Source organism: Microbacterium foliorum (assembly GCF_003367705.1).
Taxonomy (GTDB): Bacteria; Actinomycetota; Actinomycetes; order Actinomycetales; family Microbacteriaceae; genus Microbacterium; species Microbacterium foliorum.
Genome location: NZ_CP031425.1, coordinates 1,113,962 through 1,130,679, shown reverse-complemented (window position 1 = coordinate 1,130,679; position 16,718 = coordinate 1,113,962). Strand labels below are relative to the sequence as shown.

Here is a 16,718-nt window from a genome sequence, read left to right as displayed (position 1 = left end):
CGAGACGCGCACAGCCCATCCACAGAATCGGCCGCGGCACGAAGTACGGTCGAACTACTCCCCCAGCAGATCGAGGTCCCGCATGTCCAGCACGGCGACACCACGCCGACGCGGACGCGGCGCGCACCAGGACGGCCCGCGCGCCACTTTCCGCCAGCTCCTCCCCTTCCTCTTCGAGCACAAGCGCACACTCATCGTCGTCGCCGTGCTCAGCGTGTTCGGCGCGGCGACCTCGCTCGCTCAGCCGCTGCTGGTGGGACAGGTCATCGAGGCCGTGCAGTCCGATGAGGGTCTCGGCATCATCGTGTGGGTGCTCATCGCACTCGTGGTCGTGTCGTCGATCATCTCGGGGTACCAGCACTATCTGCTGCAGCGCACCGGCACTGCCGTCGTCTACTCCAGCCGGCGCAAGCTCATCTCCCGCATCCTGCATCTGCCGATCAGCGAGTTCGACGCCCGCCGCACCGGCGACCTGGTCTCGCGGGTCGGCACCGACACCACGCTGCTCTACGCCGTGCTCACGCAGGGGCTGGCGGATGCCGTCGGCAGCGCGATCCTGTTCCTCGGCGCGCTGATCGCCATGCTCGTGATCGACCCGGTGCTGCTGCTGCTCATCGTCGTGGTGATCGGCGTCTCCGTGGTCGTCGTGGTGGCACTCAGCGGCCGCATCCGCACGGCGTCGACGGCCCAGCAGGAGAAGGTGGGCGAGCTCGCGTCCGGCGTCGAGCGTGCCGTGGGATCCATCCGCACCGTCCGAGCCTCCGGAGCCACCGAGCGCGAGACCGCATCGGTGTCGACGCTCGCGACGGAGGCGTACGGGATCGGCGTGCGGATCGCGAAGATCTCCTCGCTGGTCGTGCCGATCGCGGGCGTGGCGCTGCAGGTGTCCATGCTCGTCGTGCTGGGCGTCGGCGGCTTCCGCGTCGCCGCCGGCACGATCACGATCGCCTCGCTGATCACCTTCATCCTCTTCCTGTTCATGCTCGTGATGCCGCTCGCGACGACCTTCGGGGCCATCACCTCGGTGAACCAGGCGCTGGGCGCGCTCGGCCGCATCCAGGAGGTGCTGAACCTGCCGACCGAGACCCAGGACGACGCACAGACCGCCACGTCGATCCCGCGCGATGCGGCAGACCCCGCGGCGCCCGCTCTCGAGTTCCGCGATGTGCGCTTCCACTATCCCGAGAACGTCGTCGCCGCCCGTGAGGCCGCGGCGAAGGAGGCGAAGACGCTGCTCGCCGACGCGCACCTCGAACGCAGCGGCACGCTCGAGACGGCCGACGCCTCCGGCCCCGACCGCGACGTGCTGCGCGGCGTCTCGTTTGCCGTGCCCCGCGGCGCCCGCGTGGCACTCGTGGGTCCCAGCGGCGCCGGCAAGAGCACGATCCTGTCGCTCATCGAGCGCTTCTACGACCCGACGGGCGGCTCGATCCGCCTGTACGGGCACGATGCGCGCACGTACCCCCGGGATGAGCTTCGGGCGCAGTTCGGATACGTCGAGCAGGATGCCCCCACGCTCGCCGGGACGCTCGCCGACAACCTGCGCCTCGCATCGCCCGACGCCTCCGATGCGGCATGCGAACAGGTGCTGCGCGCGGTGAACCTCGGCGATGTGCTCGAGCGCAGCCCACTCGGCCTCTCGGCTCCCGTCGGCGAAGACGGCGTGATGCTCTCGGGCGGAGAGCGTCAGCGTCTCGCGATCGCCCGTGCCCTGCTCACGGATGCACCGATCCTGCTGCTCGATGAATCCACGTCGTCGCTCGACGGCGTGAACGAGCAGCGCATGCGCGAGGCGATCGACGCGGTCTCCACCGACCGCACGCTCATCGTCATCGCGCACCGGCTGTCGACGGTGGTCGACAGCGACCTGATCGTGGTACTGCAGGACGGCACCGTCGTCGGACAGGGCACGCACGCCGAGCTCGTGGAGTCGACGCCGCTCTACCGTGACCTGGCCCGGCACCAGCTGCTGGCCTGAGCGAGGCGCACACACGAGAGTGCGCGAGGGCGGGATGCCGGAGACCACTCAGCCATGGGTTCGTCTCCGACGTCCCGCCCTCGCGGGTCGGGGGGGGGGGGAAGGGTGGGACGCCGGCTCCCCCGAACCGGCGCCCGGTCTGTCACGCCTTGTCGAGGCGGTAGCGCAGCGATGCCAGTTCGGCGCGGAGAGCTGCCGGCACCTTCTCGCCGAAGGTGTCGTAGAACTCCTCGGTGAGGTCGGCCTCATGCTTCCAGGCCTCGGTGTCGACGGCGAACAGCTCGTCGAGGTCGGCCTGCGGCACGTCGATGCCATCGAGGTTGAGATCCGACACGATCGGCAGACGGCCGATCGGGCTGTCCACTGTCGAGACCTCGCCCGCGATGCGGCGGATGATCCAGTCGACGACCCGTGAGTTGTCGCCGAAGCCGGGCCACAGGAAGCGCCCGTCGGAACCGCGACGGAACCAGTTGACCTGGAAGATGCGCGGTGCGCGATCGAACCGCAGGCCGCGACCGACCGTGAGCCAGTGACCGAAGTAGTCGGCCATGTTGTAGCCGCAGAAGGGCAGCATGGCGAACGGATCGCGGCGCAGCTCGCCGACCGTGCCCTCGGCGGCGGCCGTGCGCTCCGACGAGATGTTCGAGCCGAGGAACACTCCGTGCGTCCAGTCCGTCGCCTCCACGACGAGCGGCACGTTGGTCGCGCGGCGTCCGCCGAACAGGATGACGTCGAGCGGCACCGCCTGCTCCCAGTCCTCCGAGATCTGCGGGCACTGTGCGGCAGAGACGGTGAAACGAGAGTTGGGGTGCGCGGCCGGACGCCCCGAGTCCGGCGTCCAGTCGTTTCCCTCCCAGTCGATCAGGTGCGCGGGCGCCTGATCGGTCAGTCCCTCCCACCACACGTCGCCGTCGGGACGCAGCGCCACGTTCGTGAAGATCGTGTTGCCCCAGAGGGTCTCGACCGCGGTGACGTTGGTCGATTCGCCGGTGCCGGGCGCGACGCCGAAGAACCCGGCCTCGGGGTTGATCGCCCAGAGGCGGCCGTCCTCGCCCGGGCGGATCCACGCGATGTCGTCGCCCAGAGTCTCGACGCGCCACCCGGGGATCGTCGGACGCAGCATGGCGAGGTTCGTCTTGCCGCACGCCGAGGGGAAGGCTGCGGCGACGTGGTAGGCCTTGCCTGCAGGATCGATGACCCGGATGAGCAGCATGTGCTCGGCGAGCCATCCCTCGTCACGGGCGATCACCGAGGCGATGCGCAGCGCGAAGCACTTCTTGGCGAGGATCGCGTTGCCGCCGTATCCGGAGCCGAACGAGTACACCTCGAGCGTCTCGGGGAAGTGCACGATGTACTTGTCGTCGTTGCAGGGCCACTCGACATCCGCGGCACCCGGCGCCAGGGGCGCGCCGACCGAGTGCACGGTCTTCACCCACGGGGCGCCGTCGGCGATCTGTCGCGTGACCGCGTCGCCGACGCGCGTCATGATCCCGATGGAGGTGACGGCGTAGGCGCTGTCGGTGATCTGGACGCCGATGTGCGACAGGGGCCCCCCGACCGGTCCCATGGAGAACGGCACGACGAACATGGTGCGTCCGCGCATCGACCCCTCGAAGATCTCGGTCATCTTCTCGCGCATCTGCGCGGGCGGCGCCCAGTTGTTCGTGGGGCCGGCATCCTCTTCGCGCTCCGAGGAGATGAAGGTGCGGCCCTCGGTGCGGGCGACATCGCTGGGGTGCGAGCGGGCGAGGTACGAGCCGGGACGCCACTCGGGGTTGAGCTTGATGAGCTTGCCCTCGTCGACCAGGCCGCGCAGCAGCCAGTCGTTCTCGGCGCGCGAGCCGTCGACCCAGTGGATCGAGGCCGGCTGCGTGAGCGCGGCGATCTCGTCGACCCATTCGCGGAGCTCGGTCATCGCGGGGGTGTCATAGGTCGGAGCCGTCCCGAAGGTGCGCACGGGTGCGACGGATGCTGCTCGGGGGGTGAAGACTTCGGCGATCGCCATGACTGCTCCTTGATGTCGGGGGCGTTGCATCCATCTTCTTCGCGTTAACGGCGGACTTTCGGCCATTCCTGCGTGTAAGAATCTGCATTCTTTAGATATGATCAAGGAATGGCTACCTCGGGCATTCATCTCGCGACCCTCGGGCATCGCATCCGTCATCGACGTCTCGAGAAGGGCTTCACTCTCGATGAGCTCGGCGCTCTCGTGGGCGTGGCCGGATCCCAGCTCAGCCTCATCGAGAACGGCAAGCGCGAGCCCAAGCTCTCCCTGCTGCAGGCCATCGCACAGGCGACCGGCACCGAAGTCACCGATCTCATCTCCGCGGAACCGCCCAACCGTCGCGCCGCCCTGGAGATCGAACTCGAGCGCGCCCAGGAGAGCCCGGTGTTCCGGCAGCTCGGGATCGCCCCCGTGCGCGTGACGAAGGGGATGAGCGACGAGACGATCGAGTCGATGCTCGGACTGCATCGCGAACTCCAGCGTCGGGAGCGCGAGGCCATCGCGACGCCCGAGGAGGCGCGGCGCGCGAACACCGAGCTGCGACTGCGCATGCGCGAACAGCACAACTACCTCGGCGACATCGAGAAGCTCGCCGAGAAGCAGCTGCGCTCGGCGGGTCACGTGCAGGGCGCGCTGACGCACCGCACCGTGAGCATCATGGCCGAGAAGCTCGGTTTCGAGCTCATCTACGTCAACGACCTCCCCCATTCGACGAGATCGGTGACCGACGTCGAGAACGGCCGCATCTACCTGCCCCCGGCCTCGATCCCCGGCGGGCACGGCCTGCGGTCGATGGCACTGCAGGCCATGGCGCACCGCCTGCTCGGCCACACCCCGCCCACCGACTACGCCGACTTCCTGCAGCAGCGGCTCGAGATCAACTACTTCGCCGCGTCCTGCCTGATGCCCGAGACCGCATCAGTGGCCTTCCTGCAGCAGGCCAAGAAGGACCGCAACCTCGCGGTCGAGGACTTCCGCGACGCGTTCGGTGTGACCCACGAGGCCGCGGGGATGCGCATGACGAACCTGCTCACCCAGCACCTGGGCATGTCACTGCACTTCCTGCGCGTCGACGCCACGGGCGCCATCACCCGCGTCTACGAGAACGACGGCCTGCCGCTGCCGATGGATGTCACAGGCGCGGTGGAGGGCCAGCGCGTGTGCCGCCGGTTCCAGGCGCGGGCGGCGTTCACCCAGCAGAACCGCACGAACGAGCACCACCAGTACACCGACACCCCCTCGGGAACGTTCTGGTGCTCCACCCAGACCGGTGCGTCGACGGACGGGGAGTTCTCGATCACGGTCGGCGTGCCCTTCGACGATGCCCGCTGGTGGCGCGGACGTGAGACCGCCGACCGTGCGGTGTCGACCTGCCCCGACGAGGCCTGCTGCCGTCGCCCCTCCACCGACCTCACCGAGCGCTGGTACGGCAAGGCCTGGCCGAGCGCGCGCGTGCACACCCACATGTTCTCTCCGCTCCCCCGCGGCGCGTTCCCCGGCGTCGACGACAACGAGGTCTACAACTTCCTCTCCCGTCACGCCGACGAATGAGGCCGGGCCCGCTCAGCCCTCGACGAAACGCGTGAAGCGGGCGAGCGCGGCACCGACCGCGTCGTGGTCGATCGGCGCGTCGCCCGGGACGACGTCGAAGAGCTCGGCCGGCGAGCCGAGTGACGCGCTCGCGTGCGTCCAGCATCCGACCACCCTGCCGTGTGCGAGGATCGTCGCCCGCACCATGCCGTTCTTGCCCGGCCCCACCGCGGCGAGGTCTTTCGGACGACACACCGCGGTGCGGTCGGCGTACGAGATGTAGTACTCGTCGAAGGCTCCGAGCGCGCGCACGTCGGGCGCTGCGGCCGACCGTCGCGGACGCCGCAGCGAGACGAAGACCCCGTCATCGACCTCGGCGACGCGACCCGCCGCGCGCTCCCGGGCCTCGCGGGACTGCCCGAGGGTGAGGCCGGACCACCAGGCGAAGTCGGCGATCCCGGCGGGTCCGTGACCGTCGACGTAGCGGACGAAGAGCTCGGCGAGCGGATCGTCGGGTGCCGCGTGCTCGCGGATGTGGTCTTCGACACGCACGAACCGCTGCTCGCGGGCGATGCCCGAGCGCGCGACGATCGGGCCCTGACACAGGAGTCCCCGCAGCGTGAGCTCGGCCAGCAGGTGGATCCCCCGTTGGCCCGCGGGGTCGACCCCCGCGCCGCGGAAGAGATCGAACATCTCGGCGCGCGTCGCACCGCCGTCTCGGAGCGCGGGCACGATCGCCCGGGTGATTGCGCCGAGCATCTCGTCATCGATGCCCAGATCACGTCGTCGCGTGGCGGCCTGCTGACGCTGACGTCGACCGGTCACCGAGAGCACCCAGCCGAGATCCCGCGCGGGGATGATGTGCAGGGTGCCGCGCATCGTCCATGCGCGCACCAGGTCGCCCCGCTCGAACGCCCGGTCGACCGCGCGCAGCGGCGGCTCTCCCCCGGTGCGACACGCCAGCGCCCATCGGCCCGCCAGGAGGTCCTGGCTCTGCACCGCGAGCATGTGCGCCGCCGCATCCGTCACCGAACACGCCGGGGCGCTGAGCCGATGCGAGCACAGACGCTCCGACAGCAGGGTCGAGGTCTTCATGTCCTCATCATGCCCGTGGCCGGCGACACCCGACGCGATCGGTGGTCGTTCAGCCGTGCAGCGTGACCTCCCGCCGCTGCGGAAGCACGATCGGATGCGAGCCGGCCATGACCTCTAGCACGCGGATGACCTGGCAGGAGTATCCGTACTCGTTGTCGTACCAGACGTAGAGCACGACGTCCGTGTCGGTCGCGATGGTCGCGAGGCCGTCGACGATGCCGGCGCGGTGCGATCCGACGAAATCGGTGGAGACGACCTCGGGGCTCTCGACGTAGTCGATCTGCTGGCGCAGCTTCGAGTGCAGTGAGACGCGACGCAGGTAGTCGTTGAGCTCGTCTCTGACCGCGGGCCGCTTGAGGCTCAGGTGCAGCACGGCCAGCGAGACATCGGGCGTGGGCACCCGGATCGCAGAGCCCGTCAGCTTTCCCTCGAGCTCGGGGAGCGCCCGGGCGACGGCCTTGGCTGCTCCCGTCTCGGTGATGACCATGTTCAGCACCGCGGAGCGACCCCGGCGGTCTCCGCTGTGGAAGTTGTCGATCAGATTCTGGTCGTTCGTGAACGAGTGCACCGTCTCGACATGACCGCGGACGATCCCGTACGCCTCGTCGATGGCCTTGAGCACGGGCGTGATCGCATTCGTGGTGCACGACGCGGCGGTGATGATGCGGTCGTCGGGGTCGATGGTGTCGTCGTTGATGCCGTGCACGATGTTCTTCAGCGCACCCTTGCCCGGCGCGGTCAGCAGCACGCGCGCGACGCCCTTCGACTCCAGATGGCGGCTGAGCCCCGCCTCGTCGCGCCAGCGTCCGGTGTTGTCGACGACGATCGCGTCATGGATGCCGTAGGCGGTGTAGTCGATCGTGGCGGGGTCGTCGGAGTAGACGACCTGGATGCGGGTGCCGTTCGCGATGATCTGCTCGGCATCCTCGTCGACCGTGACGGAGCCCGCGAACCGCCCGTGCACCGAGTCGCGCAGCAGCAGCGAGGCGCGCTTCACGAGGTCGTTCTCGGCTCCGCGTCGCACCACGATCGCGCGCAGGCGCAGACCGCTGCCCCCGCCGGTGTGGGCGATGAGGATGCGAGCGAGCAGACGGCCGATGCGGCCGAAACCGTAGAGCACGACATCGGTGGGTGCGGCGGCGACGGCACCGACCGCGGGCGCGAGCACCTCGGCCACGTACACGTCGAGCGGCAGGCCGCTCTCGGCATGACCCTCCACCAGACGCGCGAGGTCGAGCGAGGATGCGCCCGGTGCGAGCTCGTGCACGGCATCGAGCACGGTGAGGGTGTCATCGACCGCGAGCTGTCGGTGTCCGAGCTGGGCGACCCGATCATGCATCTCGACGATTCCCGTCGCGGAGAGCCCGAGCAGGCGGTGTCCGTGCAGCGAGGTGACGACGTCGCGTTCGCGCTTGAGCGCGCCGATGAGCGGGATCATCCGCTCGGCGAGCTCCTCTCGCGCCGTCCAGTCGTCATGGGGTGCGGCAGGTGCGTTCATCTGCGTCCTTGCATGTGTGAGCGCGCCGAGGTTGCCGGCGCGCGAGATTGCCGGGTGAACTTCGGGGGATGCGTCCAGGGTACGCGTCATGGGCGAGGGTTCCGAAATCGCCGTGTCGCGTTCTGGAATAGGGCGGCGTCGACGTAGTGCCCATCTCGATCCCGTCACCGTGCTCGTCACGCCACGCACATGACGGCGACTCCGGTCGCCATCGCCCAGGACTCGACGGCGAGCAGGCGCCCGGTGCGCCCCTGATGCACGGGGGCGAGCACCCACTCGGAGACGACCGTCCACAGCACGACCGCGACGACCCCGGCTACGACGAGCACGGACAGCACCCCGTCGAACCCGTGCCCGCCGTGGCCGCCCGCCTCGACCGCCCGTGCTCCCGTCGACAGGCTCTCGAACGAGCAGATCGCCATCACGAGCGACACCAGAGCGCGGTGGCAGCATGCGTTGGCCCCGGGCGTTCCGCGCACACCGGCGGTGCCGAGCATCGCGGACGCCAGAAGGACGACCCCGAGCACGAGACCGATCATCGTGTCGCCGCCGCCGCCGGCCGCGACCGTGATCATCGCCGCCGCCATGACCAGGGCGCTCTGCCGCCCCTGCCACGGCACGGACCGCCACATGCCGAGGCATGCCGTTGCCGACACGACGGCGGAGAGCGCCATCAGCCACGATGCTGCGGGGAGGAGGGGATCCACGGTTCGGATTATATTGATCAGTTGCTCAAAATAGCTAGACTCCCCGCGATGAGGCAGGATGGGCGAGTGCCCCGTGTCGTAGACCACGATCAGCGCCGACGGCAGATCGCCGAGGCGCTTCTCACCGTGGCGGCACGCGACGGACACGAGGCCGTGTCGTCGCGAGCGGTGGCCAAGGAGCTCGGCGTGGCGACGGGGTCGCTCTGGCACTACTTCGACGGGTTCGACGATGTCGTGCGCGCCGCCGCGACCGAGATCACCCGCCGCACCGACGAGCGGATCCGGTCGGCGACCGCGGGGCTGCGCGGCCTGGCCAGACTCGACGCGCTCATGCGCGAAGTCCTTCCCGTCGACGACGGGACCCGCACCGAGGCCTACGTGGTGGTCGGCTTCTGGGGCCGCCTCACAGCGCTCGCCTCCAGTCCGGATGCGGGCTCGCCGACCTTCGCGACCTGGCAGGACGTCATCAGCGATTCCCTCGACGAAGCGGTCGCCGACGGCGAGCTGTCGCCGGCGACCCCGAAGCGCGCACTGATGTCCCTGCTGCGGTCGATCACCTACGGACAGCAGGTGATCGAGGTCACCGAGCCGCACGGCGCGGATGCGCATCTCGCGGTGCTCGAGAGCATCCTCGAGCCCTGGCGAGCCTGAACGCTCGCGCAGAACCGCGCAGTTCCCGCGTGCGCCCGCACGGACGGCGACGCATCCGGCGCCGGCGTCCTCTCCCCGGCGCTCTTGTGCGCGTCGAGGACATCGGCGTAGCATCAGCCGCATCCGTTTATTGAGCAACTGCTCGAAATAGTGAGGTACGCCGATGTCCCACCCCCACCCCGTCACGATCGACCGGATCCCCACCCCGCACCCGCTCGACCCGCTCACCGGCGAGGAGATCGCCGCAGCCAGGGCCGTGCTCGAATCCGCCGGCCTGCTCGGCGAGACCGTACGCGTGCCGATGCTCCTGCCCGACGAACCCACCAAGCAGGAACTCGCCACGTGGGAACCCGGCGCACCGATCGACCGACGCATCGACGTGACGCTGCTCGACACGGCGACCGGCGCCGCGACCGAGGTCATCGTCTCGGTCACCCGCGGCGAGGTGCTGCGCACCGAGCGGGTGCCGAACGACGCACCGCCGTACGGACAACCGCAGTACCTCTTCGAGGAGTACGCCCGCGCGGAGGAGATCGTCAAGGCCTCCCCCGAATGGCAGGCGGCGATGACGCGCCGGGGCCTTGCCGAGCACCGGGACCTCGCATTCTGCGGTCCCCTCGCCCCCGGATACACGGGACGTGCGGACGAGGTGGGGCGTCGTGTCATCCGCTCGCTCACCTTTCTGAAGTACGACGAGAATGACTCGCCCTGGGCACATCCGGTCGAGGGCCTCGTCGTGCACATCGACCTGACCGAGGGACGCGTGATCCGCATCGACGACGAGGGCGATGTGCCGGTGCCCGCAGGCCACGGCAACTACTACGCAGAGGTGCAGGGTGCGGCGCGGACGACCCTGAAGCCGATCGAGATCACCCAACCCGAGGGTCCGAGCTTCTCGGTCACCGGCTCGCTCGTCGAGTGGGAGAACTGGTCGATGCGGGTGAGCTTCAACGCTCGTGAGGGGCTCGTGCTGCACGACGTCGCGTTCGACGGCCGGTCGGTGCTGAGCCGAGCCAGCGTGCCCGAGATGGTCGTGCCCTACGGCGACACCGCGCCCGGCCGGTTCTGGATCAGCTACTTCGACGCCGGCGAGTACCTGCTCGGCAAGAACGCGAACCACCTGGAGCTCGGGTGCGACTGCCTGGGCGTGATCCGCTATCTCGACGGCTACGTCGCCGATGACCACGGCAACCCCGTGCGCATCCCGAACGTGGTGTGCATGCACGAGGAGGACTACGGCATCCTCTGGAAGCACACCGATCTCGCGGGGCGCTCGGACGTGCGGCGCTCGCGGCGCTTCGTGATCTCGTACTTCTCGACCATCGGCAATTACGACTACGGCTTCTACTGGAACTTCGCGCTCGACGGCTCGATCGAGGTGGTGGCCAAGGCGACCGGCATCGTGTTCGTCGGCGCCGGAGAACCCGGCGTCCGCCAGAAGCACGCGACCGAGCTCGCGCCGGGCGTGTTCGCGCCGGTGCATCAGCATCTGTTCTGCGCGCGACTCGATGTCGCGATCGACGGCGAGGAGAACCGCCTCTTCGAGATCGATGCGCAGCGCGTCCCCATGGGCCCGGACAACCCGTTCGGCAACGCCTTCACCTGGTCAGAGACGCAGCTGCGCACCGAGCTCGAGGCGCAGCGCGAGGCGGACACCTCGGTCGCCCGCGCCTGGGAGGTGCAGAGCACGACGCGCACGAACGGCGTCGGACGCCCCACCGCGTACCACCTGATCCCCGAGCCGACTGCCCTGCTCATGGCAGATCCCGCGTCGTCCGTCACCGCCCGCGCGACGTTCGCGACCAAGCATCTGTGGGCGACACGGCACGAGCAGGGCCAGAACTGGCCGGCGGGAAGATATCCCAACGCACACCAGGGCGGATCCGGCCTGCCCGAGTACTCGGCCGGGGACCGTTCGCTCGACGGCGAGGACATCGTGCTGTGGCACACATTCGGCCTCACCCACTTCCCTCGCCCCGAGGACTGGCCCATCATGCCCGTCGACTACGCCGGATTCTGGTTCAAGCCGAACGGCTTCCTCGATCAGAACCCTGCGATGGACGTGCCCCTGTCATCTCAGACGCACGGCTCGCCGCAGGCCGGATGCTGCGGTGGCGGCGAGTCCTGCACCTGCGGTCACTGACCCCGACCTCGGGTCACGACATCGCTCTCCCCTGGGATGCCGGGAGCACGCGATCACCGCGCGTCGGCACGGGTCAGCGCGCGTCGAAAGCCTCTCTCAGGAGAGCTCGGCGATCGCGACGCGCAGCACGCCGTCTGCGGCGTGGAGCGCCCGTGCCGAGCGGTCCGCCGACGCTCCGGTCGAGAGCATCAGGATCGCGAGCTTCACCGAGCCGTCCGCCGAGGCCAGGGCTGCGGCGGCCTCGTCGACGGTGGCGCCCGTGAGCTCGGTGACCGTGCGGATCGATCGTGCGTGCAGCTTCTCATTCGTTGCGAGAAGGTCGACCATCACCCCGCGATGCGTCTTGCCCAGCTTGATCATCGACAGCGTGGTGAGCATGTTCACGACGAGCTTCTGCGCGGTGCCCGACTTCAGGCGCGTCGATCCCGAGACGAACTCCGGCCCCGTGACAACCTCGATCGCGATGTCCGCCACAGCGCCGATGTCGGATGCCGCATTCGACGCGATCGCGACGGAGAGCGCTCCGACTCCCCGCGCGAACTCCAGGCCGCCCACCACGTAGGGCGTGCGGCCCGACGCGGAGATCCCGACCACGGTGTCCCTCTCGGTCAGTCCGAGCTCGCGCAGCGACAGGCCGGCGGCCTCGGCGTCGTCCTCGGCGTTCTCGACCGCAGACCGGATCGCCGTCTCTCCACCGGCGATCAGCCCGACCACCATCGACGGGTCGGTGCCGAAGGTGGGAGGGCATTCGCTCGCGTCGAGCACGCCGATACGACCGGCCGTGCCCGCGCCGATGTAGATCAGGCGTCCGCCCTCACGGAATCGCGCGGTGATGCCGTCGACGGCGGCCGCGATCTCGCCGCGGCGTTCGGCGACCGCGTCAGGGACACGACGATCCTCGGCGTTCATCCGATCCACGAGTTCGATCGTGTCGAGCAGGTCGAGATCGCCCCGCTCGGTCGTCGAAGCTTCGGTTCCGAGTGTCGACAGGACGTCGAGGAGCGTGGTCAACCTGGCGTGTTCATTCGGCACGATGCACGAACCTTTCATGGGGAAGATCGGCGCTCTCTGCAAGCAGCAGAGCACCGTCGAGAGCGTCGCCGGCAGAGGCGACCACCGCATGCCCGGCAGCGCGCAGGGACTCTTCGATGCGTGCGCGGAACCAGACGTGCTCGGTGAGGCCGCCGTGCAGAGCCACCGTGTCGACGCTCGATGCTGACGCACCGTTCGATGCGGCACCGTTCGATGACGCGGCGTGAGCCGTCGCTGCGGTCATCGACGCGGCGTGAGCCGTCGCGTCGGTCATCGACGCGGCGTGAGCCGACGCGGCGGTCTTCGACGCGGCGTGAGCCGACGCGGCGAGGAGACGGATGCTCTCGGCGGCGATGGCGGCGGCGACTCCGTCACCGGACTCCGCGGCGTCGAGCACGAGCGGCGCCAGCGTCGCGAGACGTCGCGGCAGCGGACCGTCGCCCGCCAGCCAGGGGTGAATCGCGGACGGCACGCCTATCGACATCGCCACGGCATCCGTGAGTCGGGTGCTCGGCCCGAGGCCGACGGATGCTCGCAGCACCGCACGCAGGGCCTCGCGTCCGAGCCACGACCCGCTGCCGAAGTCTCCGAGCTCAGGACCCCAGCCGTCAACGAGGGTGGCGCGAGCGCCGTTCGGTCCGCTGCCGTCGATCCCACGGCCGTCGATCCCATCGCCGTCAATCCGATCGCCGTCGATTCCCAAGGCGGCCGCGCCGGTGCCCGCGATCAGGAGCACTCCGGCGTCGCCGTCGAGGGCACCTGCATGCGCCGACACGACGTCGGAGGTCACGGCGGCGGGGACGCCGAAGGTGTCGGCGAGCCGCCGAGCGAGTTCGGATGCCGCGGTCGGCGCGGTCCACGCTCCGGCAGCGCCGACGGAGATCGATGAGATCGGCACGTCGAGACGAGCCCTCAGCGGGAGGATCGATTCGAGCGCAGCGGCGACGCCACCGGCCGCGGCCAGTCCGGGCGCACCGGCTCCTTCATGGAGAGGGCGTCGGGCGGGTCGCCGGCCGACGCCGGCATCCGACTCCGAGACGACCACGCGGCACCGCGACTTGCCGAGGTCGACGGCCACGACGGCGGAGGGGGAATGCATGGAAATAGTCTACGCATCGGACACCGACGTGAAACAATTATTCAAAGTCACCTCGGGCATCGCCCGACCCCCCTTCCCCGACACGCCAGGACGCAGGAGAGCGATGAGCATCCAGACGACGATCGCGACAGCGGCCGAGACGCTCCCGCCGTCGCTCGCGCGCATCGCCCGCACCATCGCCGACGATCCGACGATCGTCGTCGACAGCACCATCACCGAGATCGCCGCGACCTGCGCCACCTCGGTCGCCTCGGTGGTGCGCTTCTGCCGGGCGATCGGTGTGAACGGATATGCGGCGCTGCGAATGGCCCTCGCCACCGAGCTCGGGCGGGAGTCCGCGCACTTCCCCGCGTCCGCCGGGTTCGGCGCCGAGATCTCGGCCGCAGACTCCCTCCGAGAGGCGACCGCGAAGGTGGCGGCGCTCGAGCTGCTCGCGATTGAGGAGACGATCGCGGGTGTCGACTACGACGTGCTCGCCGCCGCCGTGGATGCGGTCGACGACGCCGACCGCATCCTGCTGTTCGGCATCGGCGCGAGTGGTCTCGTCGCAGCCGATCTCGGCCACAAGCTCCTGCGCATCGGCCATGCGGCGATCGTGCTCACCGACGCGCATGAGGCGAGCGCCGCAGCTGCGCTCGGCGCCAAGAAGACCGTGGCGATCGGGTTCTCCCACTCCGGCACGACCCGCGAGACGCTGCTGTTCCTGCAGACCGCCCGGTCGGCGGCGAGCACCACGATCGGCGTCACCGGCACATCCGGCTCGCCCATGGCCGCGGAGGCCGATCATGCGCTGCTCAGCCATGCGCGCGAACCCCGCCTGCGCGCCGGGGCCATGGTCAGCAGGATCGCGCAGCTGGCCCTGGTCGACTGCCTCTTCGTGGGGGTGGCGCAGAAACGCCATGCCCACTCGGTGCACGCCCTGCAGCGCACGGCCGACGCCACACGGACACTGCGCTGAGTCGCACCATTCCCCGGGCGCTGCGCCGCACCGTTCCCCGCGGCTGCGCCGCACCATTCCCCGGGGCTGCGCCGCACCATTCCCCGGGGCTGCGCCCCATCATTCCCCGGGGCTGCGCCGCATCATTCCCCGCGGCTGCGCCCCATCATCCCCCGGGCGCTGCGCCGAGCCTCGTACCGGCGCTGCGTTGCGATTCCCTCGACATCTGAGAAGCCTCGCGGTTCTGAACGAGCCGGTGGTAGCATCACGACACGGATCGTATACAACGTCGTCGTTCCACCACCCGAGGTAGTCAGTCATGAACGGTGTGCCCGCAGCCCCCGCCGAGTCGGTATCCACGCTCATCGCGCGCAACATCAGCGAGTTCAGAGCGGCCGTCTCCGAGTCGTTCGTTCCGCTGCAGGTGTCGACGTCGGGTGCCGATCAATTCCGAGGTGTGATCCGCGGCGCGTCGGTCGATGAGGTGCACGTGAACGAGGTGCGTGCGACATCGCACGTCGTCGAGCGCACGCCGGAGCTCATCGCTCGCAGCGACCGGTCGTACTTCAAGCTCAGCCTGATGCTCGCCGGAACCGGGATGCTGATCCAGGACGATCGCGAAGCCGTGCTGCACCCGGGCGACCTGGCCGTGTACGACACCGATCGCCCGTATTCCCTGGTGTTCGACGACGACTTCCGCACCATGGTGGTGATGTTCCCGAAACACCTCATCAGCCTCCCGGCCGACATGGTCGGTCAGCTCACGGCCGTGCGGATCTCGGGACAGGGCGGACTCGGCGGAATGGTCGTCCCCTACCTGACTCAGCTCGCCGGCAACCTCGACCAACTCGCCGGAACCACGGGAGCGCGCCTCGCGCACAGCGCCCTCGACCTCGTCACGACGGTCTTCACGCGTGAGCTCGGACTCGATGGGGTGTCGGCTGATCCGCACCGCGCTCTGGTGCAGCGCATCCGCTCGTACATCGACCGCAACCTCGCCTCCACCGACCTCGGCCCCGCCTCGATCGCGGCGGCGCACTTCATCTCGACCAGACACCTGCACGGACTCTTCCAGGAGCAGGGCGTCACGGTGTCGACGTGGATCCGCACCCGGCGCCTTGAGCAGTGCCGACGCGACCTGCTCGACCCGATGCTCGCCGACCGTCCGGTCGCGGCCGTCGCCGCGCGGTGGGGTTTCGTGGATGCCGCGCATTTCAGCCGCGCATTCAAGACCGCCTTCGGCATCTCCCCCAGCGAATACCGCGCCGCGCACTGATCCCGTCGCGGCGCCGCCATCATCGCGCGCGATGCCGTCGCCGAGTAGTGCGGGATTCGTCGGCAGTAGCCTGGGAAGATGACCGAGACCATCAGCGCCCGCGCCGTCCTGCTCGACATGGATGGCACTCTCGTCGATTCGACGGCCGTCGTGGAACGCCTGTGGCTGGCGTGGGCCGCGCCCCACGGGATCGACCCGGCGACCGTACTGAGTGTCATTCATGGGCGTCAGGGCCATCAGAGCATGGCGATCATGCTGCCGGAGCGGGATCACGAGATCAACATCCGGGAGAACGCCGTGATGCTGGCGAACGAGAGCGAGGACGTCGACGGGGTCGTCGCGATCGAGGGCGCGGATGCGCTCCTTGCGGCGCTGCTTCCCTACCCGCATGCGATCGTGACCTCGGCCGATCTCACACTGATGAATGCGCGCATGGGGCAGGCGGGTCTCAGTGTCCCCTCGCTGACCGTGACCGCGGAGAACGTGTCGGCGTCGAAGCCGGATCCCGAGGGCTTTCTGCTGGGCGCGAAGCTGCTCGGTGTCGACCCGGCCGACTGCGTGGTGTTCGAGGATTCGGGTGCGGGCATTCAGGCCGCTCACGCCGCGGGCATGCGCGTGATCGGGGTCGGCTCGCACGCCACCTCGCACGAACCGACCTTCCATGTCGATGACCTCACCCAGGTGGCCGTCGTGCCGACGGCCGACGGGTTCGAGCTCACCGTCCGATGATGCGGCGACCGTCGCACGGGTGATGCGGTGATGCGGTG

General features: G+C 69.4%; 13 protein-coding genes. 7 read left to right on the top strand and 6 right to left on the bottom strand.

Features of this window, described 5'->3' with window-relative positions; all coding sequences use genetic code 11:
- The first annotated feature begins 82 nt into the window (after nt 1-82).
- Nucleotides 83-1,978: an ABC transporter ATP-binding protein gene (locus DXT68_RS05110; protein ID WP_045252923.1), complete on the top strand. Its 1,896-nt coding sequence runs from the start codon at nt 83-85 to the stop codon at nt 1,976-1,978.
- Between the two features lie 142 nt (nt 1,979-2,120).
- On the opposite strand, the gene DXT68_RS05105 is transcribed toward DXT68_RS05110, so the two are convergent.
- Nucleotides 2,121-3,983 (bottom strand): phosphoenolpyruvate carboxykinase (GTP), encoded by a 1,863-nt coding sequence (locus DXT68_RS05105; RefSeq protein WP_045252922.1) that lies wholly within the window; start codon nt 3,981-3,983, stop codon nt 2,121-2,123.
- Nucleotides 3,984-4,091: 108 nt separating this feature from the next.
- On the opposite strand from DXT68_RS05105, the gene DXT68_RS05100 reads away from it, so the two are divergent.
- On the top strand, nt 4,092-5,534 hold the full coding sequence (locus tag DXT68_RS05100; RefSeq protein ID WP_045252921.1) for a helix-turn-helix domain-containing protein: 1,443 nt from the start codon (nt 4,092-4,094) through the stop codon (nt 5,532-5,534).
- A 12-nt stretch (nt 5,535-5,546) separates the two neighbouring features.
- Here DXT68_RS05100 and DXT68_RS05095 read toward each other — a convergent pair whose 3' ends face one another.
- The 3 genes from DXT68_RS05095 to DXT68_RS05085 form a co-directional block, all read right to left on the bottom strand.
- The gene (locus tag DXT68_RS05095; protein ID WP_045252920.1) at nt 5,547-6,608 is read right to left on the bottom strand and encodes a winged helix DNA-binding domain-containing protein; all 1,062 of its coding nucleotides are present in this window, start codon (nt 6,606-6,608) and stop codon (nt 5,547-5,549) included.
- Between the two features lie 49 nt (nt 6,609-6,657).
- Complete coding sequence (locus DXT68_RS05090; RefSeq protein WP_045252919.1) at nt 6,658-8,106, bottom strand: glyceraldehyde-3-phosphate dehydrogenase; 1,449 nt, start codon at nt 8,104-8,106, stop codon at nt 6,658-6,660.
- 176 nt (nt 8,107-8,282) lie between these two features.
- The gene (locus DXT68_RS05085) at nt 8,283-8,813 is read right to left on the bottom strand and encodes a hypothetical protein (RefSeq protein ID WP_156149242.1); all 531 of its coding nucleotides are present in this window, start codon (nt 8,811-8,813) and stop codon (nt 8,283-8,285) included.
- Nucleotides 8,814-8,879: 66 nt separating this feature from the next.
- On the opposite strand from DXT68_RS05085, the gene DXT68_RS05080 reads away from it, so the two are divergent.
- Both DXT68_RS05080 and DXT68_RS05075 read left to right on the top strand, forming a co-directional pair.
- Nucleotides 8,880-9,464 carry a TetR/AcrR family transcriptional regulator gene (locus DXT68_RS05080; protein ID WP_045252917.1) on the top strand — a complete coding sequence of 195 codons (585 nt, stop codon included), beginning with the start codon at nt 8,880-8,882 and terminating at the stop codon, nt 9,462-9,464.
- Between the two features lie 163 nt (nt 9,465-9,627).
- Nucleotides 9,628-11,607: a primary-amine oxidase gene (locus tag DXT68_RS05075; protein WP_174233192.1), complete on the top strand. Its 1,980-nt coding sequence runs from the start codon at nt 9,628-9,630 to the stop codon at nt 11,605-11,607.
- 96 nt (nt 11,608-11,703) lie between these two features.
- Here the strand turns inward: DXT68_RS05075 and murQ are convergent, their stop codons facing one another.
- Both murQ and DXT68_RS05065 read right to left on the bottom strand, forming a co-directional pair.
- On the bottom strand, nt 11,704-12,639 hold the full coding sequence (gene murQ, locus DXT68_RS05070; RefSeq protein ID WP_045252506.1) for an N-acetylmuramic acid 6-phosphate etherase: 936 nt from the start codon (nt 12,637-12,639) through the stop codon (nt 11,704-11,706).
- Nucleotides 12,629-13,738 (bottom strand): N-acetylglucosamine kinase, encoded by a 1,110-nt coding sequence (locus DXT68_RS05065; RefSeq protein ID WP_052677559.1) that lies wholly within the window; start codon nt 13,736-13,738, stop codon nt 12,629-12,631. The genes murQ and DXT68_RS05065 overlap by 11 nt, the downstream gene beginning before the upstream one ends.
- Here DXT68_RS05065 and DXT68_RS05060 point away from each other — a divergent pair.
- The 3 genes from DXT68_RS05060 to DXT68_RS05050 all read left to right on the top strand — a co-directional run bounded on the left by DXT68_RS05060 (nt 13,737) and on the right by DXT68_RS05050 (nt 16,680).
- On the top strand, nt 13,737-14,696 hold the full coding sequence (locus tag DXT68_RS05060) for a MurR/RpiR family transcriptional regulator (protein ID WP_244918557.1): 960 nt from the start codon (nt 13,737-13,739) through the stop codon (nt 14,694-14,696). The genes DXT68_RS05065 and DXT68_RS05060 overlap by 2 nt on opposite strands.
- Nucleotides 14,697-14,994: 298 nt before the next feature.
- Nucleotides 14,995-15,951 (top strand): AraC-like ligand-binding domain-containing protein, encoded by a 957-nt coding sequence (locus tag DXT68_RS05055; RefSeq protein ID WP_045252504.1) that lies wholly within the window; start codon nt 14,995-14,997, stop codon nt 15,949-15,951.
- Between the two features lie 78 nt (nt 15,952-16,029).
- Complete coding sequence (locus DXT68_RS05050; RefSeq protein WP_045252503.1) at nt 16,030-16,680, top strand: HAD-IA family hydrolase; 651 nt, start codon at nt 16,030-16,032, stop codon at nt 16,678-16,680.
- Nucleotides 16,681-16,718 lie beyond the last annotated feature (38 nt).

Excerpts from the sequence above, each read along its gene's own strand:
- DXT68_RS05095 (WP_045252920.1), bottom strand. The coding sequence starts at position 6,608 with ATGAAGACCTCGACCCTGCTGTCGGAGCGTCTGTGCTCGCATCGGCTC.
- DXT68_RS05075 (WP_174233192.1), top strand. The coding sequence starts at position 9,628 with ATGTCCCACCCCCACCCCGTCACGATCGACCGGATCCCCACCCCGCAC.
- DXT68_RS05055 (WP_045252504.1), top strand. The coding sequence starts at position 14,995 with ATGAACGGTGTGCCCGCAGCCCCCGCCGAGTCGGTATCCACGCTCATC.
- DXT68_RS05050 (WP_045252503.1), top strand. The coding sequence starts at position 16,030 with ATGACCGAGACCATCAGCGCCCGCGCCGTCCTGCTCGACATGGATGGC.
- DXT68_RS05065 (WP_052677559.1), bottom strand. The coding sequence starts at position 13,738 with ATGCATTCCCCCTCCGCCGTCGTGGCCGTCGACCTCGGCAAGTCGCGG.
- DXT68_RS05110 (WP_045252923.1), top strand. The coding sequence starts at position 83 with ATGTCCAGCACGGCGACACCACGCCGACGCGGACGCGGCGCGCACCAG.
- DXT68_RS05105 (WP_045252922.1), bottom strand. The coding sequence starts at position 3,983 with ATGGCGATCGCCGAAGTCTTCACCCCCCGAGCAGCATCCGTCGCACCC.
- DXT68_RS05100 (WP_045252921.1), top strand. The coding sequence starts at position 4,092 with ATGGCTACCTCGGGCATTCATCTCGCGACCCTCGGGCATCGCATCCGT.
- DXT68_RS05090 (WP_045252919.1), bottom strand. The coding sequence starts at position 8,106 with ATGAACGCACCTGCCGCACCCCATGACGACTGGACGGCGCGAGAGGAG.
- DXT68_RS05060 (WP_244918557.1), top strand. The coding sequence starts at position 13,737 with ATGGAAATAGTCTACGCATCGGACACCGACGTGAAACAATTATTCAAA.